The sequence below is a fragment of the Stenotrophomonas sp. TEPEL genome (assembly GCF_004348785.1).
GTDB lineage: Bacteria > Pseudomonadota > Gammaproteobacteria > Xanthomonadales > Xanthomonadaceae > Stenotrophomonas > Stenotrophomonas indicatrix.
Window position 1 is genome coordinate 488,673 of the sequence record NZ_QQXJ01000001.1, and the last position, 20,861, is coordinate 509,533.

Annotated in this window: 29 protein-coding genes and 1 tRNA gene; 24 read left to right on the forward strand and 6 right to left on the reverse strand. The window is 64.4% G+C overall.

Annotated elements, in window-relative coordinates:
* Positions 1-12: 12 nt before the first annotated feature.
* From rpoD to TEP_RS02260, 8 genes are all read left to right on the forward strand, one after another.
* On the forward strand, positions 13-1,863 hold the full coding sequence (gene rpoD / locus TEP_RS02220; RefSeq protein ID WP_032976684.1) for an RNA polymerase sigma factor RpoD: 1,851 nt from the start codon (positions 13-15) through the stop codon (positions 1,861-1,863).
* Positions 1,864-2,157: 294 nt separating this feature from the next.
* Positions 2,158-2,469 (forward strand): hypothetical protein, encoded by a 312-nt coding sequence (locus TEP_RS02225; RefSeq protein ID WP_132824035.1) that lies wholly within the window; start codon positions 2,158-2,160, stop codon positions 2,467-2,469.
* A 231-nt stretch (positions 2,470-2,700) separates the two neighbouring features.
* The gene (locus TEP_RS02230; RefSeq protein ID WP_132824036.1) at positions 2,701-3,177 is read left to right on the forward strand and encodes a hypothetical protein; all 477 of its coding nucleotides are present in this window, start codon (positions 2,701-2,703) and stop codon (positions 3,175-3,177) included.
* Between the two features lie 337 nt (positions 3,178-3,514).
* Positions 3,515-3,694: a DUF2158 domain-containing protein gene (locus TEP_RS02235; RefSeq protein ID WP_132824037.1), complete on the forward strand. Its 180-nt coding sequence runs from the start codon at positions 3,515-3,517 to the stop codon at positions 3,692-3,694.
* A gap of 120 nt (positions 3,695-3,814) precedes the next feature.
* Positions 3,815-4,390: a DUF6037 family protein gene (locus TEP_RS02240; RefSeq protein ID WP_132824038.1), complete on the forward strand. Its 576-nt coding sequence runs from the start codon at positions 3,815-3,817 to the stop codon at positions 4,388-4,390.
* 145 nt (positions 4,391-4,535) lie between these two features.
* Positions 4,536-5,126, forward strand: a complete 591-nt coding sequence (locus TEP_RS19715) for a hypothetical protein (RefSeq protein ID WP_165933883.1) — start codon at positions 4,536-4,538, stop codon at positions 5,124-5,126.
* A gap of 290 nt (positions 5,127-5,416) precedes the next feature.
* Positions 5,417-5,492 (forward strand) — tRNA-Ile (locus TEP_RS02255).
* A 215-nt stretch (positions 5,493-5,707) separates the two neighbouring features.
* Positions 5,708-6,313, forward strand: coding sequence for a hypothetical protein (locus TEP_RS02260; protein WP_132824042.1), 606 nt, complete (start codon positions 5,708-5,710; stop codon positions 6,311-6,313).
* Between the two features lie 19 nt (positions 6,314-6,332).
* On the opposite strand, the gene TEP_RS02265 is transcribed toward TEP_RS02260, so the two are convergent.
* Both TEP_RS02265 and TEP_RS02270 read right to left on the reverse strand, forming a co-directional pair.
* The gene (locus TEP_RS02265; RefSeq protein WP_132824043.1) at positions 6,333-6,653 is read right to left on the reverse strand and encodes a hypothetical protein; all 321 of its coding nucleotides are present in this window, start codon (positions 6,651-6,653) and stop codon (positions 6,333-6,335) included.
* A 170-nt stretch (positions 6,654-6,823) separates the two neighbouring features.
* Complete coding sequence (locus tag TEP_RS02270) at positions 6,824-7,465, reverse strand: glutathione S-transferase family protein (RefSeq protein WP_132824045.1); 642 nt, start codon at positions 7,463-7,465, stop codon at positions 6,824-6,826.
* Between the two features lie 194 nt (positions 7,466-7,659).
* Here TEP_RS02270 and TEP_RS02275 point away from each other — a divergent pair, with 194 nt between their 5' ends.
* A complete protein-coding gene (locus TEP_RS02275) occupies positions 7,660-7,980 on the forward strand; it encodes a hypothetical protein (RefSeq protein WP_117311477.1) in 321 nt (106 codons plus the stop codon).
* A gap of 17 nt (positions 7,981-7,997) precedes the next feature.
* Here TEP_RS02275 and TEP_RS02280 read toward each other — a convergent pair whose 3' ends face one another.
* Complete coding sequence (locus TEP_RS02280; protein WP_025879036.1) at positions 7,998-8,300, reverse strand: hypothetical protein; 303 nt, start codon at positions 8,298-8,300, stop codon at positions 7,998-8,000.
* Between the two features lie 101 nt (positions 8,301-8,401).
* Here TEP_RS02280 and TEP_RS19870 point away from each other — a divergent pair, with 101 nt between their 5' ends.
* The 8 genes from TEP_RS19870 (at position 8,402) to TEP_RS02320 (ending at position 13,492) form a co-directional block, all read left to right on the forward strand.
* Positions 8,402-8,854, forward strand: a complete 453-nt coding sequence (locus TEP_RS19870; RefSeq protein WP_240790615.1) for a hypothetical protein — start codon at positions 8,402-8,404, stop codon at positions 8,852-8,854.
* 43 nt (positions 8,855-8,897) lie between these two features.
* Positions 8,898-9,113, forward strand: a complete 216-nt coding sequence (locus TEP_RS02290) for a hypothetical protein (protein ID WP_132824046.1) — start codon at positions 8,898-8,900, stop codon at positions 9,111-9,113.
* Complete coding sequence (locus TEP_RS02295) at positions 9,101-9,400, forward strand: hypothetical protein (protein WP_025879032.1); 300 nt, start codon at positions 9,101-9,103, stop codon at positions 9,398-9,400. Before TEP_RS02290 ends, TEP_RS02295 begins: the two co-directional genes overlap by 13 nt.
* Before the next feature lie 77 nt (positions 9,401-9,477).
* Entirely contained in the window at positions 9,478-10,542 is a 1,065-nt protein-coding gene (locus tag TEP_RS02300; RefSeq protein WP_132824048.1) for a prolyl oligopeptidase family serine peptidase, read from the forward strand.
* 255 nt (positions 10,543-10,797) lie between these two features.
* Positions 10,798-11,139 carry an MBL fold metallo-hydrolase gene (locus TEP_RS02305; RefSeq protein WP_240790616.1) on the forward strand — a complete coding sequence of 114 codons (342 nt, stop codon included), beginning with the start codon at positions 10,798-10,800 and terminating at the stop codon, positions 11,137-11,139.
* A gap of 91 nt (positions 11,140-11,230) precedes the next feature.
* Positions 11,231-12,184, forward strand: coding sequence for an alpha/beta hydrolase (locus TEP_RS02310; protein WP_132824049.1), 954 nt, complete (start codon positions 11,231-11,233; stop codon positions 12,182-12,184).
* A 463-nt stretch (positions 12,185-12,647) separates the two neighbouring features.
* Positions 12,648-12,830: a hypothetical protein gene (locus TEP_RS02315; RefSeq protein WP_240790617.1), complete on the forward strand. Its 183-nt coding sequence runs from the start codon at positions 12,648-12,650 to the stop codon at positions 12,828-12,830.
* 209 nt (positions 12,831-13,039) lie between these two features.
* Positions 13,040-13,492, forward strand: a complete 453-nt coding sequence (locus TEP_RS02320) for a PA2169 family four-helix-bundle protein (protein ID WP_032952113.1) — start codon at positions 13,040-13,042, stop codon at positions 13,490-13,492.
* 85 nt (positions 13,493-13,577) lie between these two features.
* On the opposite strand, the gene TEP_RS02325 is transcribed toward TEP_RS02320, so the two are convergent.
* Complete coding sequence (locus TEP_RS02325) at positions 13,578-14,051, reverse strand: hypothetical protein (RefSeq protein WP_240790618.1); 474 nt, start codon at positions 14,049-14,051, stop codon at positions 13,578-13,580.
* On the opposite strand from TEP_RS02325, the gene TEP_RS02330 reads away from it, so the two are divergent.
* The 4 genes from TEP_RS02330 to TEP_RS02345 all read left to right on the forward strand — a co-directional run bounded on the left by TEP_RS02330 (position 14,038) and on the right by TEP_RS02345 (position 15,631).
* The gene (locus TEP_RS02330) at positions 14,038-14,232 is read left to right on the forward strand and encodes a hypothetical protein (protein WP_240790619.1); all 195 of its coding nucleotides are present in this window, start codon (positions 14,038-14,040) and stop codon (positions 14,230-14,232) included. The two genes, TEP_RS02325 and TEP_RS02330, sit on opposite strands and share 14 nt — an antisense overlap.
* Positions 14,233-14,268: 36 nt before the next feature.
* Positions 14,269-14,892, forward strand: a complete 624-nt coding sequence (locus TEP_RS02335; RefSeq protein WP_240790620.1) for a Rossmann fold nucleotide-binding protein — start codon at positions 14,269-14,271, stop codon at positions 14,890-14,892.
* 83 nt (positions 14,893-14,975) lie between these two features.
* Complete coding sequence (locus tag TEP_RS20045) at positions 14,976-15,182, forward strand: hypothetical protein (protein ID WP_132824051.1); 207 nt, start codon at positions 14,976-14,978, stop codon at positions 15,180-15,182.
* A gap of 98 nt (positions 15,183-15,280) precedes the next feature.
* Entirely contained in the window at positions 15,281-15,631 is a 351-nt protein-coding gene (locus TEP_RS02345) for a VOC family protein (protein ID WP_132824053.1), read from the forward strand.
* Positions 15,632-15,727: 96 nt separating this feature from the next.
* Here TEP_RS02345 and TEP_RS02350 read toward each other — a convergent pair whose 3' ends face one another.
* Positions 15,728-16,018: a KGG domain-containing protein gene (locus TEP_RS02350; protein WP_132824055.1), complete on the reverse strand. Its 291-nt coding sequence runs from the start codon at positions 16,016-16,018 to the stop codon at positions 15,728-15,730.
* A gap of 329 nt (positions 16,019-16,347) precedes the next feature.
* On the opposite strand from TEP_RS02350, the gene TEP_RS02355 reads away from it, so the two are divergent.
* Positions 16,348-17,241, forward strand: a complete 894-nt coding sequence (locus TEP_RS02355; RefSeq protein WP_132824057.1) for an NAD(P)-dependent oxidoreductase — start codon at positions 16,348-16,350, stop codon at positions 17,239-17,241.
* 221 nt (positions 17,242-17,462) lie between these two features.
* Entirely contained in the window at positions 17,463-19,997 is a 2,535-nt protein-coding gene (locus TEP_RS19995) for a methyl-accepting chemotaxis protein (protein WP_132824059.1), read from the forward strand.
* A 72-nt stretch (positions 19,998-20,069) separates the two neighbouring features.
* Here the strand turns inward: TEP_RS19995 and TEP_RS02365 are convergent, their stop codons facing one another.
* Positions 20,070-20,456 carry a DUF2628 domain-containing protein gene (locus TEP_RS02365; protein WP_025879013.1) on the reverse strand — a complete coding sequence of 129 codons (387 nt, stop codon included), beginning with the start codon at positions 20,454-20,456 and terminating at the stop codon, positions 20,070-20,072.
* A 216-nt stretch (positions 20,457-20,672) separates the two neighbouring features.
* On the opposite strand from TEP_RS02365, the gene TEP_RS19720 reads away from it, so the two are divergent.
* Positions 20,673-20,843, forward strand: a complete 171-nt coding sequence (locus tag TEP_RS19720; RefSeq protein ID WP_165933884.1) for a hypothetical protein — start codon at positions 20,673-20,675, stop codon at positions 20,841-20,843.
* The last annotated feature ends 18 nt before the right edge of the window (positions 20,844-20,861 follow it).

The window sequence follows — 20,861 nt, forward strand, 5'->3', positions numbered from 1 at the left end:
CGCGAGCACTACATGGCCAACGAACGTCCTGCCCAATCCGAAATCAAGCAACTGATCAGCAAGGGCCTGGAACAGGGCTACCTGACCTATGCCGAAGTCAATGACCACCTGCCCGACGACATGGTCGATCCGGAACAGATCGAAGACATCATCGGCATGATCAACGGCATGGGCATTGATGTCCATGAAGTTGCTCCGGATGTGGAAACCCTGCTTCTCAACGACGGCAACACGGGCAACCGTGAGGTCGACGACACCGCAGCCGAAGAAGCTGCCGCCGCGCTGAGCGCGCTCGACACCGAAGGTGGCCGTACCACTGACCCGGTGCGCATGTACATGCGCGAAATGGGTACCGTCGAGCTGCTGACCCGCGAAGGCGAAATCGCCATTGCCAAGCGCATCGAAGAAGGCCTGTCCCAGGTCCAGGCCGCACTCGGCCAGTTCCCGGTGTCGGTCGAATCGCTGCTGACCGATTACGAAGCGCACAAGGAAGGCCGCAAGCGCCTTGCCGAAGTGATCGTCGGCTTCAACGACCTGACCGACGACGTGCCGGCCCCGGCCGCTGTGGTGGCCGATGACGCGGACGACGCCGATGCCGACGCCGACGAGGAAGAAGACGACGTCGACGGCGGCGATGAAGAAGCTGCACCGACCGGTCCGGATCCGGAGGAAGTGGCTGCGCGCATGCAGGCGCTGGGCGATGCCCTCAACGCCTTCAAGAAGGCTGCCGCCAAGGGCGACAAGAAGAACCTGCTGAAGCTCCGCGAGGAGATGTCGGCGGTGTTCGTCACCCTGAAGCTGCCGCTGCCGCTGACCGACGTGCTGACCAAGCAGCTGCGCGACACCATGGGCAGCATCAAGGCCCACGAGCGCCGCGTGCTGAACCTGGCCACCGTCACTGCCCGCATGCCGCGCAAGGACTTCATCCGTTCCTGGGAAGGCAACCAGACCAACCTGGAATGGGTGGAAGACGCACTGAAGCGCAAGCAGAAGTGGTCTTCGGCGCTGCGTGAAGTGAAGGACCAGATCGTGTCCGAGCAGCAGGCCACCATCGACATCGAGAAGGTCACCCTGCTGGACCTGGACGAGCTGAAGGAACTCAGCCGTGCCATGGCTTACGGCGAAGCCAAGGCGCGCAAGGCCAAGAAGGAAATGGTCGAGGCCAACCTGCGCCTGGTGATCTCCATCGCCAAGAAGTACACCAACCGCGGCCTGCAGTTCCTCGACCTGATCCAGGAAGGCAACATCGGCCTGATGAAGGCCGTGGACAAGTTCGAGTACCGCCGCGGCTACAAGTTCTCCACGTATGCGACCTGGTGGATCCGTCAGGCCATCACCCGTTCGATCGCCGACCAGGCGCGCACCATCCGTATTCCGGTGCACATGATCGAAACGATCAACAAGTTGAACCGCATTTCCCGCCAGATGCTCCAGCAGTACGGCCGCGAGGCTACGCCGGAGGAGCTGGCCAAGGAAATGGACATGCCGGAAGACAAGATCCGCAAGGTGATGAAGATCGCCAAGGAGCCGATCTCGATGGAAACCCCGATCGGCGACGACGAGGATTCCCATCTGGGCGACTTCATCGAGGACACCAACGTGGAGTCCCCGATCGAGAACACCACCAACATCAACCTGTCTGAAACCGTGCGCGACGTGCTGGCCGGCCTCACCCCGAGGGAAGCCAAGGTGCTGCGCATGCGCTTCGGCATCGACATGAACACCGACCACACCCTCGAGGAAGTCGGCAAGCAGTTCGACGTGACCCGCGAGCGCATCCGCCAGATTGAAGCGAAGGCCCTGCGCAAGCTGCGTCACCCGAGCCGTTCGGAGCAGCTGCGCAGCTTCCTGGATATCGATTGATCTCCAGGTAGTGCCGAGCCATGCTCGGCAACTGCTTCTGTCTGGAAAAACCCCGCTTCGGCGGGGTTTTTCTTTGGGGGATCCGGTGTGGAGTTGCGGCCATGCTCGGCCGCGGTTGGTGATGACGCATCCGCCCTTTGACGTGCAGGGATGCCAGACGCACGCTTGCGATGCAGGTGCTCAACACACCTCGTGGGCGGGCCGGATCACCGGCACCGAGGCGGACGCGCTGCGGGGACACGTGCAATTCGTGTATCTGCGGCATCACCCCTGTTGAGCATCTGGAGCTTGGCCATGAAGGCTGTTGAACACGATGTGCCTGTTGTTGCTGCCCTGGATTTCCCACCGTTGATGACGTGGGAGGACGTCATGCAGGACGAGCTGGAGGATCGGCTGGGCTTCGCCCGACGGGCCACGCTAGCGCTGCTGACGCAATCGGGAGAACAGTTGGTTGCGGGGTTTGCCGGTGGCAACCGGAGGGGGCTGGAGGGTGCAATGAAGGCGGTGGCGCTGTTCCAGGCGCATCTGCAGGAGATGGAGCGGTTGGCGGGGATGGCGGAGAAGCGGTTGCAGCATGTTGCTGAGGCACTCGCGAATGCCGACTGAGTAGCCGATTCCGGTCGTGCTCCACTACACTGTGACGCTGCGCAGGGCCTATAGCTCAACGGTTAGAGTAGGAGGCTTATAATCCATGTTCAGCGCTTGGCGAACCGTTTCGGATGCTTGTAAATCACATTGAATTTAGCTGTTTCCGCCGATTTTTCGGGAATATGTCTTTCAAGCTATTGCAGAAAATTTCCTTGTTTTTCCTCCACGATTACACAGGAATGACATTCGATGATCGACGCGCAGGACAGTTCACCCAGTCGTGAGTGGGCGGTTCAAATAGGGCGGTTCTCGATGGGGGTTGGCGGCGTGGAGTGGGCCACCGATATGCTGCTCGAGCGCTCCCAAGGAGACGCCAGTGGTAGCTTCTATGACAGGTTGACCGCCCTCAAAGCCTCATTGGTCAACCTCCAAGCCGGGCTCCAAGCTGAACTTGTGAATCTAATCGAAGAGGCGCATGTGCTTCGAGAGCTGCGAAACACAGCGCTGCACTCAGCGTTAGCTGTCGATTTCTATGTTCGCGCGGTAGGCTCCGCAAGCGACGGCATCGAGGTGGATACGGGCAGGATCTTTACCACGACCCAACTGAAAGACAGAAAAGGCAAGAACAAGGACATCGATCTTTCGGCGATGACAGATCTGGCCGCTCAGGCGGAGGCGCTAAGCGGCCGATTCTGGGCACTGCTCATCAAGCAGTCGATGCCTTAGCTCAACCCTACGTTGAATTGAGTGCAGCGCGCAGTGCGCTGCTGTTGGTGGTCGGCGCTGTCTTGCTGCCGGACGTATCGATCCGGTCCAACCGATCCACTACCCGAGCGAGCAGGGCGTTGCTCTGCTGGACCGCCGCCGTGGTCGCGGCCTAGCCGTTCTTCTCCACCACCAGGTCGAACACAGCACGCACGAGGTTGTCCGGCAGTGCCTAGATGGTGCCAGTCAATCAGCAATGGCCCGGTGCGCTTCTGCGTCGACCCGGTATGCACTAGTTGAATTCTTCCTAAACCCGTGCTTACTTGGCAATACGAGTATCGCCAATAGAAGGGTGCGTATGGAATTCAAGCTTGGTGACAAAGTAAAGCTGAAGAGTGGCGGGCCAGTGATGACTGTGAGTTCCGTCAGCGATAAGGGCGTTGAATGCCAGTGGTTCGATCCGAAGGGCAAGCTGCACAAAGAGAGCTTCGCGGCCGTAGTTCTAACGCCATACAAAGTGGGCGTTTATGTCGTCTGACTAGGTAATCAACTGAGCCAGTGATCGATATACCCAGCTGGCCATGCCGGTCAGAAGGGGGGCGCGTTTGCTACAAAGCGATTTGCTGGGGACACGGCAAGAAAGTGAGGAGAAGGGATCATGCGCATGGACGGTTTGGAGCGGCTGCACGCTAGCATGCAAGCCATTGGCCTTGATCGGGCCAAGTTTCGGATACAGCACAATCACCTGGTCTTTTCAGGACTGTTCCTGGCCGACGTGGTGCCATACGAGCTGGCGCTGGCCTGCTTGGGGCACGATCTCGTCCTAATCTTCGACGTATCCCGCGATTACGAGGTTAGCGCGTACCTGGGCGACCAGTACGGGGCGCTAGCCGCAGCCCTGCGAAACGGGGCTGGTGGTGGTAATCCCCTTCAGCCCAGTGTCTTCCTGCGCGAGATCGACGCTGCCCTGCCGCACACTGTTGTCCTAGGAGATCGGCCCACACGCGCCGACGTGGTGCAGGTCTATCGCGACGTGGAGGAGGCTAACAAGGTGTATCTGTGTGGCTGGCGCGACAACGACATTCGTGGAGAGCGTGTGTCCGCAGCCAACCTTGCCAAGACCCGGCGACTGCTCGGCCAGGCCACCTACGACTGGTGCAAGCGCCGAAATATCAGTACGTGCTGGGCGGATGAGCCAAGTCGTGAAATTTCTGCTGGCTTACCTGATCTGTAGCGTCGGGAGTCGTTATCACTGCTGTTCCTCTGCATAGATGCCGCCAGTGATCACCGCCGAGCCGACGACATGCCCTTGGTGTCGTGGCCGCCGTAGGCCACTGGCACAATGATTGCCCTGCGCCTGCGTGTTCACATCATCGTTCATGCTGCAGTTCGGGGTGCTCTCGGCGCTATCCTTCGCGCCCATACCTTTTGGCTGCGGCGACAGCATCTGCGCGACACCACCAATCGCCAGACTTCAACCGGTCGCGCCCTGGGCGCCCCACAGCTCCGCAGCTGCGGCGCCAGCACTTGACCGGCCGCAGATCGACGCGACGACGATCAGCGCCACACCGACGATCGTCTGCAACGTAGTGGCCAGGCTGACCGATGAAGACTGGCTTCCCTATGTGTCGAAGCGGAAAGGCGAGGGCGCGAGCCTGGGTACGATCAACCGTGAGCGATCCGCACTGCTGCACATGCTCAACATCATGCGGTGCCGGAAGATCCTCAACGCTGCGCCGCTGCTGGCCCGCCAGCGCGGCCCGCAGGGAAAGCTGGACCCGACGCCGGAAGAGTCACAAAGGCTGCTGCTGGCCGCTCAGGAGGACGTGTCGCCATTGGCACATCGGTTTGTGATGGTGACGCTCTACACCGGACTGCGGCACAGTGCGGCGCTCAACCTGCGCGCGGGCGACGTAGACGTGCAGCGCAGGATTCTGTGGATCGGCAAGGACAAGGCGGGCCGGCGCTAGCAGCCTATGCCGCAGGTACTTGCGCAGTACCTCGGTAAAGTCATCAAAGGCATGGAAACTGAGGCTTACCTCTTCCCGTCACACGGCTTCGACCAACGCTGCGCACGCCGGTCTCGATGCGGCAACCATCTAGGCAATGGGCGGCTGGAAGACAAGAGCCATGGCCGAACGGTACACTCACGCAGCTTCGATGCAGGACGCTATGGCGGCCCTACAGAAGCAGCTTTCCGGCGACGCGATTACACCGAAGTTACAACGGCGACCGCGTAAAACCGCCTGAAACCCTTAAAGGGCCTATAGCTCAACGGTTAGAGCAGGGGACTCATAATCCCTTGGTTCCAGGTTCGAATCCTGGTGGGCCCACCACGGTCGGCGTAAATGGAGGCATCCGACTGACGCCCGATAGCCTCTGCGCACAGAGAGCCCGCTCTCCCTCGGCCCCGCACCTGCGCCGTCCCGACTGAAACGCCCCCCCCCGTGATCCCGGCTTCACGCCCCGCACGCTATCCACGGCGGTCATGGACCTCATACGACTGCTGCGATCGCTGGAAGAATTCCTCTACGAGCTGGTCGGCTGGCTGGTGTTCTATCCGCGGATGTTCTGGCGGGTATTGATTCACCCCGGCGAGGTTGCGCTCTACACCCGCCGCGAGCTCGGCAAGGATCTGGAGCACAGGTTCTCCGATGCGATCAGCCCGGTGCTGATGTTGATCCTGTCGGTGGCCATCGCCCATGCGCTTGAGATGGCGCTGCGCATGTCTTCGCCCAGGCTCAGTACGCCGGTGGGGCAGCTGCTTTTCAGCAGCGAGCAGGGGTTGCTGCTCACCCGCTCTGCCGTGTTCTGCGTGTACGCACTTGGCGCGGCACTGGGCACGCTTCGGCGCCAGCGGCTGCCCGTGAACCGCGAGACGCTGCGCGAGCCTTTCTCCATCCAGGCGTTCATCGCATGCCCCTTCGTGGTGGCACTCGCACTGGCGCAGGCGGCAGCCGCTTCGCCGATGCAGGCCGGCCCGTTCACCGCGCCCGCCATCGGCGTTCTGGCGGTGGCGTGGTACCTGTGGGCCCGCATGCGGGCCTTCGTGGCCTTGAACGGGGGATCGGCGCTGCGTGCGCTTGGTTCGGTTGTGGTCTCGTTCCTGCTGACGACGATAGGGCTGGTCGGCCTGTTTGCCGCCGTCATCCTCTGATCGTTCAACAGGGCGGCGATCACTCGAGAACGTGATCGGCCTTGCCCGGTGGCACGGCAGTGGCCTCACCGCGCTGCAGCAGGTCGAAGAAATCCACTGCCTCCGCAGCCAGCGCATCGTGGGCGTCGAAATCCCAGTTCTGCTTGTACTCGCGGGCGAGCAGATCACAGACGGCCTTGGCCTGCTGGTAGGTCTGCGACTTTTCCCCACGATCGGCCAGCTGGTCGCGGTGGATCTGGCACAGCATGAGCTGGTGGGCATCTTCGGCCCGCTCGCGCTCCCAGCCGATGTCGGGCAGGGCGGACAGTGCTGAGGCAAGCGCGAAGGCAATCAAGGGCATGATCCGGTTCCGGGCGGGGGGCGGAACCCGAGCGTAGGTGATGGTGCAGCGCACGTGTGAGCACGCGCGACGTCTGTTTTACGGGGTGTTCACCATCCGCCGGGGAATGGTTGCAGTGGGCAGATGGTGTTCTCCACGCATGGCGTGGAGCTACGGGGAGCGGCGTGGAGCTACGGGTTCTGGAACACCGCCAGCTGCGCGGCCAAGGCGCGCTGGTAGGCGGGCCGTTGCGTCGCACGCGCGAGGTACGCAGTCAGCATCGGATACTCATCGACGATGCCGCTGCTGTGCAGCCGCAGTAGCACCGACACCATCAACAGGTCGCCGGCGCTGAAGTCTCCGTCCAGCCACGGTGCATCGCCCAGTCGCGCGGACAGCTCACCCAGGCGCCTGCGCACGCGCTCGTCCAGCATCACCAGCCGCTGCGCATACCAGGGCTGCTCGCGTTCCAGCACCCACGCCATGGAGCGTTCGACGATCGGCGGCTCGACGGTGTTCAGTGCGGCGAACATCCAGGTGATCGCACGCATGCGCGCGATCGCATCGGCGGGCAGCAACCCGGGGTGCTGTTCGGCCAGGTGCAGGACGATCGCGCCTGATTCAAACAGCACTACGTTGCCATCCTCATAGGTGGGGATCTGACCGAACGGATGCCGCGCCAGGTGCGCCGGCTGCTTCATCTCCTCGAAGGAGAGCAGATGGACGTCGTAGGCCACTCCCAGCTCTTCCAGCGCCCAGCGCACGCGCATGTCGCGGGCCAGCCCCTGGCCACGGTCCGGGGAATGCTTGAATGCGGTCAGGATCGGGGTCATCGGGATGTCCATCTGCGTTGGCGGCCACGTCGGCTGGCCATTCATCTCTCGACGCCCGGACGGGTCGGCAATCGACACGCCTCCGCTGACCGGGGGCCCGGCATCGCCGGCCCGGATGAACGGTTCACGTCGGACGCTTCGCCCGGGAGGGCGGTGACGCGATACTGGCGTTCTGCACACTCCGGGGGAAGCACGTGAGCACGTCCAGACTGCCGCGCATCGTTGGGTTCGACGTGCCACGGCTTCACCAGCAGGTCGATGCGACTGCCGATGAAGCCATCACCGCGCTGCTCGATCAGGCACCCGACGAACAGTGGACCGGCCGCTTCCTGCAGCACTGCGCGACGCTGGCGTCGCAGCTGTCATTGGCAGAAGTGAAGGTGGAGGGTACCCGCATTGCCTTCCACGGCTCCATCGCCGATGCACGTGCCTTGGCTGATGCGGTCATCGCCCTGGTGAACCGGTTGAATGATCAGCTGATGCAGGAAGGCAACCAGCTCGCGGGCGAGGAGTGATCTGCCCGCAGCCGGTGTCACCCCGCTTGCGGGGCCAATGCCGGCCCGGACAGGCGCGCCCAGCAGCCCATCGCCATCTCAGCCGACCCCGGGTGGCCACGCAGGCTGGTGCGCAGCGCAAGCCGTGATTGCAGATCGGTAAGCCACGCCGTGCGCGTGCCATGTGGGTTGCGGACATAGATGTCGCACGCCAGGCGGATGACCGGTGCGACCTCGTGGCGGAAGTTGATGGCGGGCAGGTCGCCCGTCTGGAACGCGGCCTGCCAATGCTGCAGCTCGCGTTCGACGTCAACGAAGTCCTTGTTGGTGATGCGTTCCATGAGACTTCTCCTGTTGGAACGCCAACGTACACCTGAGCATGTCAGGAGCCTGTGTGCGCGCAGCGCTGTTCATGGCGCCCGTTCATTAATCTTCGGCTTTCATGCAGTTGCGTAACCGGCCCACGCCCACAGTGGCGCCGCAGCAGATCGCTGCGGTGGAGCGCGGCCATGAACAACAATCCGCCGCAAGGCCGGACCGATCGCACCAATGCCTCGGCCGGAACCGGGCCGGCAGCCCAGCATGGCAACGCTCGGGGAGCGTGCTGATGTCGTCCCATGCCCGTGCGGTAAGCCTGATGACGAAGATCATGTACCAGTGCCGTCCGGCAGGAATGACGACGATGGCGCGCTGCCGCGCCTGCCAGGCCCCCAGTCCGGGTGGCATGGAGTGCGCGCGTTGCCTTACCGAAGAACTCGGGGGCGTGATCGGCAACCGCGGTGCTGCGGCACGCTGGCTGGATTCGTTCCTGAAGGTGCAGCAGGACGAGGCGTTCGTTTTCGTGTGCGCCAAGCGGGTCGAGGAAATCGCGTCGGCGGGTCGCAGTCTGGAGTGACATCGCGCAGGCGTATGCTCGAACTCCAATGGGAGCGAGCGTCATGTCTTTTCAGATCAACCTCTATGACAGGGACGGACGCGGGCTTCGCCTTCCCGATGGAGGGTGGATCGACCTGCACACCGATCCCCCCGCGCTGGTCAACGGCGCTGTCCGCATCGATCTGCCGGCGTCCGCGTGCAACGAGCATCCTGATCTGCAACCGGACGTCCTGAACCATCTCCGCCGCCGTATTGAAGGTGCGCAATGGCTAACCTGACCTACCATCCGCCGCTGGGCGTGCGCTGGCTGACGTTCCGCCTGCGCAACGGTCAATCCATCGGCCCGGAGAAGCTGCGGGCCGTGTGGTCCGACGCCGCAGAAACCAACAACTGTTCGGTGCGCCGCGAGCACGTGGAAGGCGCCGGCTTCGTCTATGCGCTGTACGCACCGAGCGGGCTGTGTGTTCCGCGGCGCGCGGAACTGCGCATGCGGCTGTTGCTGGAAGAAGCGGGCTACGCGTTTTCGATGGGCGTGCTTACCGGCAGCCATCCTGCCTACGGTTGAGCGCAGGGTGATCTGATCGGCCCGGAGGTTGCTAGACTGCGCGCCCCGCACGTTGCCGCAATCACGGAAGATTCCCCATGCCGAAGCTGTCTGCTCTTGCTGTCTTCCTGGCGCTCGCTGTCTGCGCGCCAACCGCACAGGCCGAGGAACAGGACAGCGCTTCGACCATCGCGTTCAAGTCGATCAGCCCGGTGCTGAATGCCCTGATCAATGCCGACGATGCGCAGGACCTGATGGAGCGGGCCGAGGAACACGACGCCACGCTGCTGCAGTCGCTGGCGCTCTATCTGGCCGCAACCCGCGAAGACCCCACGTTGGCGCAGGCGCCGTACCACGCAGCGGCATTGTTCGCACGCCGCGGTGACGATGCGCTGGCCGAGCGCTATCTGCGCCAAGCCGATGAGCGTGGCATGTGGTTCGCGCCCGCGCTGGCCGACAACGATGACTTCGAGCACCTGCGCGGAACGCCGTTCTTCAAGCAGGTGCTGGCCAATACACAGGCACGCTACGCGAAGGTATCGGTCGGCAAGGTGGGCGCCATCTCGGTGCTGGCCCCTTCGAAGGGGGTTGCGATGCCGGCCTGTGCGCCGGTGCTGGTGTGGCTGCACGGCTACGGCATCAATGGCCACCTGGACAGCAGCGAGCAGCCGCTGGCCGATGCTGGTGTGGTGTTGCTGGGCATCAACGGTACGGAGATGCGCGAGTCGTTCGACAGCTTCAGCTGGACCGGCCCGTATGAGGGCACGCACAAGGTGGTGCAGGCGGGGCTGGAGCAACTGGCCGCGCGCCAGTGCATCGACCGCAAGCAGGTGTACCTGATGGGTTTCTCGCAGGGCTCGCAGCATGCCGGCGCGCTGCTGGCGCAGCATCCGGATGACTATGCCGGTGCATTGCTGGTGTCGCCGGGTGGCTGGCGACAGCCGGTGCCCACGCAGAGCAGCGCGCACGGCAAGCGGGTGTTCGTCATCAACGGCGAGCAGGAAGGGCCGGCGAACCAGAAGATGAGCGCGGATTTCCGCGCCCTTTTCAGCGATGGCAACGAGCTCCGGTCGCGTACCCATGAGGGTGGCCATTTCTATCCGGACGACTGGAAGACCTCGTTTCCGCAGGCCATCCGCTGGCTGATGGGCAAGGGCGGCTGAGCGCAGCCCACCGGGTGGCAGGCGGTGGGCGGGAACCACGTCGCCCACTGCTTCCCAAAAGGCAACGCCGCGAGCCCGCCTGCGGGTCTACTGCGCACTGCCTGCGTTGCCTACGCTGATCCCACACGGCCCTTGCCGTGCTACAGGTCCACGACAGCTTGTGGCGCCGACTTCACCCGCACCAACATGCCGCACGGGTTCCCGGACGCGCTTCGCGCAACGGACACGCATTTCTGGGCCGAGTACTGCAGTTTCTTGCACACCTTCGAGGATGAGCATGCGAACGCACCGGGTGTAGCCGCGCGCCGCACCGGCGGCCACACGCCGGGCCACTGTGTGGTGCGCGTTGCCTCTGGGGGCCAGGCACTGACGTTCGCTGGCGATGCCGTGTTCGCCGTCGGTTTCGACCGACCGAACTGGCACAACGGCTTCGAGCATGACCCGGAGGAATCGGCGCGGGTGCGCATCGAACTGCTCAATGCGCTGGCCGGCACCGGCGAGATGCTGGTGGCCACGCATCTGCCGTTCCCGTTAGTGGGCCGGGTGTCCCGCGAGGGCGAGGCGTTCCGCTGGGCGCCGGTATTATGGGATTTCTGATCAAGTTTTCTGGACTTCACGTCACCAATGGTCCCGGACAGGGGTGCAAAGTAGCCCCTGTCGAAACCCACCCATCCGCTGGAGGTCCACCATGAACACCGTTACCCGCACCCTCGCTGCAACTGCCCTGGCCCTGTCGATGCAGGCGGGCCTGTCCGCCCAGGCCGCCGCGCCGGCACACCCGTCCGCGCCCAGCGCTGTCACGCGCACCGCCAGCACCATCACCACCGCCGATGGCGTGCAGCTGTACTACAAGGACTGGGGCCCGAAGAATGGGCCGGTGGTGACCTTCAGCCATGGCTGGCCACTGGATTCGGACAGCTGGGAATCGCAGATGATGTTCCTGGCGGACCACGGCTACCGGGTGGTCGCACACGACCGCCGTGGCCACGGTCGTTCCAGCCAGCCCTGGGACGGCAACGACATGGATCACTATGCCGATGATCTGGCCACGGTGATCAATACGCTGGACCTGAAGGACGTCACGCTGGTGGGCTTCTCCACCGGCGGCGGCGAAGTGGCGCGGTACATCGGCCGCCACGGCACGGGACGGGTGAAGAAGGCCGTGCTGATCAGTTCGGTGCCGCCGTTCATGCTGAAAACCGCAGACAACCCCGGTGGCGTTCCGATCGAAGTGTTCGACGGCATCCGCAAGGCGCAGCTGGAGAACCGCTCGCAGCTGTACAAGGACATTCCGTCCGGGCCGTTCTATGGATTCAACCGACCGGGCGCGAAGGTCAACCAGGCGATGGTCGATGCATGGTGGGCGCAGGGCATGCTGGGTGGGCAGAAGAACACCTACGACTCGATCGCCGCGTTCTCGGCGACCGACTTCCGCGCCGACCTGCAGAAGTTTGATGTGCCGACCCTGGTGATCCACGGCGACGACGATCAGATCGTGCCCATCGACCTGGCGGGACGGATGTCGGCCAAGCTGATCAGGGGCGCCAAGCTGATCGTCTACCCGGGTGCGCCGCATGGTCTGACCGAAACCCACAAGGACAAGGTCAACCAGGACCTGCTGGCCTTCCTGCAGCAGAAGTAGCCGAATCAGTAGAGCCACGCCATGCGTGGCTTTACTGTGCATCAGGCCAACCGCATCCACGCATGGCGTGGATCTACTGGATTGACGCAGGGTGGAAAGCCCGCCAGTAGAGCCACGCCATGCGTGGCTTTGCTGTGCATCAGGCCAACCGCATCCACGCATGGCGTGGATCTACTGGATCGACGCAGGGTGGAAAGCCCGCTGGCAGAGCCGAGCCATGCGTGGCTTTACTGTGCATCAGGCCAACCGCATCCACGCATGGCGTGGATCTACTGGATTGACGCAGGGTGGAAAGCCCGCCGATAGAGCCACGCCATGCGTGGCTTTGCTGTGCATCAGGCCAACCGCATCCACGCATGGCGTGAATCTACTGGATTGACGCAGGGTGGAAAGCCCGCCGGTAGAGCCACGCCATGCGTGGCTTTGCTGTGCATGAAGGCAACCACACCCGAGCGACGTAGCGGTGACGTTCGCGCGCGATCCCGTGGACGGCCTGTACCTGCTGTCGGCCGAGATCGTGGTGTGCCTGCCTGGCATGGACCCGATACGTGCAGCCGAACTGGTGCGCAACACCGAGCGGGTCTGTCCGTACGCGAAGATGTTCCATCGGGGCATCGGCCATGTAGTGCGGGTAGCGGTGGACTAGACATGCGGTGCGGATGACCGTGGAGGTCATTGCCAGGATTCAGATGAGGTGAAGACACCGCGTCGCCCGCGTGAGTGGGTGGGGCGCCGTTGGGCAGCATGATCACCGCATCAATCGATGCTCACCCGTGAACCACACCCGGTCGGCCAGTCTGGGCTCGCAGGCAACGGATTCCACTGTTGCCCTTTTTCCCCCAGAGGAGACTACACATGAGCACCCAGTCCACCATCGAGCATCGCCTCAACGACCTGATCGAGATCGCACGTGATGGCAAGTCTTTCTACGAGGAAGCCGCAACCAAGGTGAAGGATGCCGAGCTGTCGGCATTGTTCGTCCGCATCGCCGGCGTGAAGGGCCGCATCGTGTCCTCGCTGAGCAGCTCGGTGGCCGCTACCGGCGGCAAGCCGGCCGAGCACGGCACCATGGTCGGTTCCATGCAGCAGTTCTACGGCAAGGTGCGCGCGGCCTTCGGTGACACCAACTACGGTTACGTGGCCGAACTTGAAGAGTCCGAGGATCGCCTGCTGGGCGCGTTCAAGGACGTGCTGAAGGACAACGACCTGCCGCCGGCGGTGCGCCAGGAAGTGACCCAGTGGCTGCCGGAAGTGCAGGAGTGCCACTCGGTGATGCGCGACCGCAAGCATGCGATGAAGGCTGCCTGATCGCATCCGGCGATCGTCCCCCCACATCGCCGCGACCAGGGCAGCCCAGTGCTGCCCTGGTCGTTTCTGCGTCTGCCATCTGCGATCAGGCGCGTGGCCTGAGCAGGGCAACGGCCAGGCTGGCAAGCGTCGCTGCTGCGGCGGCAGTCCACAGGGACGCGGCAAAGCCCTGGCTGTAGATCGCCCGCGCCAGATCAACCTGGGCTCCTCGGGTCAGTGCACCGGTGGCGATGGTGTCGGCCAGACGCATGACTTCATCTGCAGGAACGCGTGCTGAGAGTCCGGCGCGGATGCCGATGGTCAGGGCGCTGGAGAGGACCGTGAAGCCGAGCAGGATGCCGACGAAGCGCGTCGTCGCACTGATGCCCGAGGCCATGCCTGCGCGGTCGCGGGGCGCAGAGCCGATGATCGCCTTGGATGTTTCGCCGTTGAGGATGCCACCGCCTGCGCCGATGATGACCATCGCCAGCAGCGCCACCGTCGGCTGGTTGCGCCATGCACCGACACCGGCCAGCGCATTGCCGGCGGCAGTGATGGACAGGCCAATGGCCAGCACCATCTTTGCCGATGCCTCCGGCACGGCAGTGGCGCTGTACTACGCCGTGCAGGGCGTGATCGTGGCAACGCTTGGCACGCTCGCGACGCTGCTGCTGCCGGGCGATACGGTCTGGCCGCTGGTGGCCTTTGGGCTGCTGCTGCCGTCGTTGAGCCTGGGTGGCCTGGTGATGCTGAGGCGGTGAACTGTGCAATCAGCATCAGAAAGACAAACTGCTGGCGTGATACGTTCCCGCGTCGGGCAATTGAACAGTGGCTGCCCGGATCGGTTCCGTCTCCATGCTGTCCTTCCGTTCGGTCACCCAGGTCGCTCCATGACACCAACCTCCCGCAAGTCCTTCCGCAAGCCCCAGATCGCCATCCTGGGGAGTGCCGATCCTGGCTCACCGGCGTTCGACCTCGCTGCACAGGCGGGCAGGTTCCTCGCCGAAAATGGAATCACCCTGGTCAGCGGCTGTGGCAGCCCAGCCACGCGGGTGGCAGCCGAGCATGCAGTCGCAGCCGGTGGCACGGTGCTGAGTGTGATTCCGGAAGGCAGCATGCCCGCAGCAGACTGGCCGGCAACGGTGGTGGTGCCATGCGGCATGGGCGATGCCCGCAACCTGATCATGGCCTTGGCCGGCGATGCCTGCATCGTCATCGGCGGGCGCGCGGGCACGATTTCCGAAGTGTGTCTGGCCTGGCTGCACAAGCGGCCTTTGCTGCCGCTTGTGGGCGCCGGTGGCTGGTCGGAGGGTCTTCCCGGCAACCCTCCTGATGAGCGCGGGAACTCGCCGATACTGCCGTGGCACGACATTGCCGAGCTGCGCGCGCAGCTGCGTGATCTGCAATTGCTGGCAGGCTGAGCCGGCGCCTTCACCTTTTCACCCGCGCGCACGGCTACGGTGATGCAGCCTGGAATTACCAGGCCTATCAGGGAGTGATATCGATGCGAGCCATCAGGAAAGTAATCGTTGCTGCAGTGTTTGCACTTGCGTGTACCGGTTCGGTGGCGGTGGCGGTGGCCGGTCCAGTCCAGCCGTGCGACTTCCCGTGCTGGAAGGCCTACCAGGCCTGCGTTGCCGGCGGCGGTGATGCCATGGAGTGCCAGTTCGAATACGATCGCTGTGTCATGGACAGGTGCGGCGCGGTCTGAGGCCTGCCTACCGTTCGCAATGGGGGGCCCGATCCAGGGCCCCTTTTCATCTGGCCGCAGGCACTAAGTCCGCGGTCCTGATCGCCTGGAGCCGCAACATGGCCGTCAAACGTGTCGTCGCCAACATCGCCAGCGCCGATCCTGCGCAGGCGGCCGCGTTCTACGGCGACATCCTCGGCATGGACATCGTGATGGACCACGGCTGGATCGTCACCTACGGTGGGCAGGGCGCTGCGCTGGCGCAGCTCAGCGTCGCCAGCGAAGGCGGATCGGGTACGCCGGTGCCGGATATTTCGATCGAAGTGGATGATCTGGACGAGGTGCTCGAACGCCTGCGACACGCGGACATTGCGCTTGAATATGGTCCGGTCGAAGAGCCCTGGGGTGTACGTCGCTTCTACGTGCGCGACCCGTTCGGGCGCCTGTTGAACATTCTCGCCCACACCTAGCCGGCGCGCGCCGGCTCAGCGGCGCTTTGCACTGTGCTGGCAGTGCTGATCGACGTCGGCCGCACCGCCAGTACGCGGCGCAGTGATCGCAACACGTCAGCGTTGTTGACCGCTGTCAGCTTTGTCGGGCGCGGCCTGCTGTTGCTGGCGGCTGCTGGCGTGCCGCGCATGGCCGCCTTCACGGCCGATCGCGGCCATGTGTTGACGGTCCTGGCTGACCGCTTCACCGCCCTTCCGGCCCGCCACCCGCGCCTCGGCCGGGCTGAACTGGTGCGCATTGCCGGAGGCGTGGGCAGCACGTCCCCCTTTGGCTGCGATCGCGCGCTGTTTGTCTTCGTCCATCGAGGCAAAGCCCCGATTGCTGTTGCCATTGCGTGAGTTGGTCATTACCGGTCTCCGGTGTGAACATGGGGCGCTGTCAGCAGTGACGGTCCCATGTTGCACAGTGCAGGCTAAAGACGGGTCGAAGTGGGCTGTACGAGGCTCACATGGCCTGCGCAGGCGTTTGACGACCGGTTACCGCGCCGGAAGCGCCGGGACCTGCAATCGGTCGTCAAGGCAGTCACCCGTGGCGCCCTGGCAAGGGAGAGTCCGGGCGGTTGGCCAGATGTGGATGGCATGCAGAATGTCATCGTCTGCTATCGCCGACGCCATCTTGCATGCCTAGAATCAAGCCATCCCGGTAGGTCCCGGGCGCTGTCGAGTGAATGGATTCAATGAAGATTCTGTTGACCGGAAGTTCCGGGCGGATAGGGCGGGCGATCTTCGGTGCGCTGGCCGCTGCCAATGAGGTGGTGGGGCTGGATCGCAGTCCGTTCGCCACCACGCGCGTCATTGCCGATGTCACCGATCGCCGGGCGCTGGAACGTGCCCTGCAGGGGGTCGACGCGGTGATCCATACCGCGGCCCTGCACGCCCCGCACGTGGGCTTGGTACCTGACGCGGTATTCCAGCAGATCAACGTGGAGGCCACCGCGAACCTGCTGCAGCTGGCGCGCGAGGCCGGCGTGCAGCGCTTCGTGCTGACCAGTACCACGGCGCTGTACGGCCATGCCGTGGTGTCCGGCGGCTGCCGTTGGATCGACGAGGACACCGAGCCGCTGCCGCGCACGATCTACCACCGCACCAAGCTGCAGGCCGAGGCCGCTGCCGAAGCGGCGGCCAGCGCAACGTTCACCGTGCGCGTGCTGCGGATGGCACGCTGCTTCCCCGAGCCGCCTGACCGCATGGCGATGTTCCGCCTGCACCGTGGTATCGACGCGCGTGATGTGGCCAGCGCGCATGCCGCGCTGCTGCACGATGAAGGCGCGCCCTTCCAGCGCTACCTTGCCTGTGCCCCGACGCCCTTCCGGCGCGAGGACTGCCTGCAGCTGGCCGCCGATCCGCGCCAGGTGCTGGCGCGCCGCGCACCGCAGCTGCTGGCCGAGTTCGAGCGCCGTGGCTGGCCACTGCCGCTCAGCATCGATCGGGTCTATGACAGCAGCCGGATGCGTGCAGCGCTGGGCTGGCAGCCCCGTTTCGGTCCCGAGGACGTGCTGCAGCAGTACGCCGCGGGCAGCATCGAGGTCCTGCCCCGTGCGGAGTGGATCCGCGACCGCGTCGCCGAATAGCGCAGGCGAGCAGCACAGGCCTGCGTCGACGACCGCAGCTGAGCGGGTTCAGGTTCTGTGCGTGCGGCGAGCCTCAACCTCGCCCGGCCGTGGCCGATAACCCGGTGCGCGCCTTCCCGCGCCGGTTCCGATCCGGCCGGCCGGCGGCCCGCGCGACGGATCGCGCATCTGCGCGGTGCCCTGGTGGCGCCGGTCGACCTGAACTGCCTGCGGATCCTCCCATGTCTTCTTCCCGTTCCGTCGCTGCCCGTCGCCCCGGCAGCATCGCCCACAAGCTGATGCTGGGCACCGCGGTGATCGCGTTGCTGTGCTTCGGCGCGACCGCGTTCCTGATCTATCACCAGGCCAGTTCGGCGCTGGTGTCGTCCTCGCGGCAGACCATGGCCAGCGAAGCCCGTGCCGAGGCGCGGCAGGTGGCTGCCGACCTGGGCACGGCCTTTGCCAGCAACGATGCGATGGTGGAAACCGTGCTGGCCCAGCGTGCGCGCGGTGATGCCCCTGATCGCGCCAGCCTGGCCAATGTCATCGGCGAGCAGTTGCACGCGCACCCGGAATGGCTGGGCAAGAGCACCATGTGGGAGGCCAATGCCTTCGACGGCAAGGACGCCGAGTTCGTCAACAGCGAGGCACACGACGCCACCGGCCGCTACATGAGCTACTGGGCCTGGCAGGACGGCAAGCCGCAGCAGTCGACGATGACCGACTACACCGATACGCCCAGCGGCTCGGGCAACTGGTACATGGTGCCCAGCCGCGACAAGCTGCCGCTGGTCAGCGAACCGTATGCCTACGACATCGGCGGCAAGCAGGTGCTGATGAGCACGCTGAGCACGCCGATCGTCGAGAACGGAACCTTCCTTGGTGTCTTCACCGTCGACTTCTCGCTGGAGGCGCTGCAGAAGCACCTGGCCACGCTGACGCCGATGGGCGCCGGCCGCGTCGAACTGCTGTCGCCGAAGGGCGTGGTGCTGGCTTCGGCCGATGCTGCCGAGATCGGCAAGCCGCGTACCGATGCCGCCACCCTCGGCATGCTGGCGCAGATCGCCGCCGACAAGACATACGAAGCGTTCGAGCCCGACGCTGCCGGCAACGTCCGCCTGTACGTGCCGCTGCAGGTGGGTGACGCGCCGCAGCGTTTCGCGTTGGGCGTGGTGGTGCCGCATGCGGTGATCATCGCGCAGGCCCGCGAGCTGCTGTGGATCATCCTGCTGGTGGGTGTGGTGGCTGCGCTGGTGCTCAGCGGTGGTGTCTACCTGCTGCTGCAGCGCCTGGCCGTGCGGCCGCTGGCGCAGGCGGTGCGTATCGCCGGCGACGTGGCTGCGGGCAAGCTGGATACCGCCATGCCGGCGCTGGGCAACGATGAAGTGGGCCGCCTGCTGGACGCCATGCAGGGCATGCGGGGCCAGCTGCAGGCGGTGATGGCCGCACAGGCGGAGATGGCGCGCCGCCATGATGCCGGTGAAATCGGCTACCGCATGGATGCCTCGGTGTTCCCGGGCGAGTACGGCCGCATGGTGGCCGACAGCAACCAGCTGGTGGCCGACAGCAATGCGGTCACCCAACGCCTGGTCGAGGTGATGCAGCGCTACGCGGTGGGTGACCTGAGCGTGGACATGGAAGCACTGCCGGGCGAAAAGGCGGTATTCACCGCTGCCATGGCCACCACCAAGACCAACCTGGCGGCGATCAACGAACAGATCCAGCAGCTGGCCGCTGCGGCGGCGGCAGGCGATTTCGCCGTGCGTGGCGATGCCCAGCGCTTCGAGCATGACTTCCGCCGCATGGTGGAAACGCTCAACACCATGATGCAGGTCAGCGACCAGAACCTGGCTGCGCTGTCGACGCTGCTGCGCGCCATCGCCGCCGGTGACCTGAGTACACGGATGGAGGGTGACTTCCACGGCGTGTTCGCGGTGATGCGCGACGATGCCAACAGCACCGTGCAGCAGTTGACCCAGATCGTCGGCCAGATCCAGCAGTCTGCATCCAGCATCCGCCTGGCCGCAGGCGAGATCGCGTCGGGCAACAGCGACCTGTCACGCCGTACCGAGCAGCAGGCGGCCAACCTGGAAGAGACCGCCGCGTCGATGGAGGAACTGACCTCCACCGTGCGCCAGAACGCCGATCATGCCCTGCAGGCCAACAAGCTGGCGGCCTCGGCCGCAGGCGTTGCCAGCGAAGGCGGGCAGGTGGTCAGCCAGGTGGTGCAGACCATGGAGCAGATCGAGACCTCTTCGCAGCGCATCGCAGAGATCATCTCGGTGATCGATGGCATCGCTTTCCAGACCAACATCCTGGCATTGAACGCGGCGGTGGAAGCGGCGCGCGCCGGTGAACAGGGCCGTGGCTTTGCGGTGGTCGCCAGCGAAGTGCGCGCGCTGGCACAGCGCTCGGCGGGCGCGGCCAAGGAGATCAAGGAGCTGATCGACGCTTCGGTCGGCCATGTCGGCGCCGGCGCGCAGCTGGTGCACGGTGCGGGCCGCACGATGCAGGAGATCGTCGGCCAGGTCGGCCGGGTCAACGAGATCATGGCCGAGATTTCGGCCGCCTCGCGCGAGCAGTCGGCCGGTATCGAGCAGGTCAACCAGACCGTGGTGCAGATGGACGAGACCACCCAGCAGAATGCTGCGCTGGTGGAAGAAGCCACCGCTGCGGCGCGGGCGATGGAAGAACAGGCCGAGCAGCTGGCGGTGGCGGTGTCACGCTTCCGCCTGCAGGCCGACACCCGACCGGCTGCCGCGTTGCGCGCCGCCTGAGCCGGGGCATGAACGACGACGCCCGGCCAAGGCCGGGCGTCGATGTGCCACTGCGTACGTAGTGCGCTGGGCTTAGAACATGCCTTCGAAGGGGTTCCAGCTGGTGTTGCCCTTCACCTGTTCCAGGTAGTAGCTGTAGTTGGTGCTCGAGGCGACCAGGAAGTTCATTGCGATGAACAGTGCGCGGGCCACGATGTCCGGCAGCACCAGGCTGACCGCGATCAGCACGATGTTGATGCCGATCACCACCAGCGCCTTGCGCCACATGCCGAGGATGAACAGATAGATCGCGCCGAAGAAGAAGGCGAAGAAGTTCAGGTTGATCTTCAGGCGGTCGCCGAAGGACAGCGCCTTCCAGGCCTGCTTGAAGCCGGGCTCCTTGGGAGCGCCGTGCTGCTGGAAGAAGTTGAAGCGGAACTGCCACTTCGGGCTGAAGCGGGTCAGGTCAACGGTGTTCATTTATAGGGACTTCCCTGTTAGGAAAACGTTTTCATGATAAGTGAGTCACATTCAGCAAACCAGCTTGGAGCGTCAAAAATGTGACGTTCCTACGGCAAAGGGCTTGCGTCCCGGTGCCGCACCGTCACCCATCCGCCTTGTTTTTAGGATAGGGTGCGCAGTTCCGCTGCCACCCCGGTTGTTCACGGGTAGCAGCGGTATGTCCATGGAGGTTGCATGACCACACCAGCTACACCGGAAAACGCACCCGGACCGGTGCTCCTGCCGACACCCGAAGTGGTGCAGGCACAACAACTGCTCGCCCGCCAGCAACTGGCGGTGGCGATGGACCGTGCACGCATCGCGGCCAGCCGCGACGCTGCAACGGCTGTACTGGAAAACGACTGAGCCTGGAAAAAGCCGCCA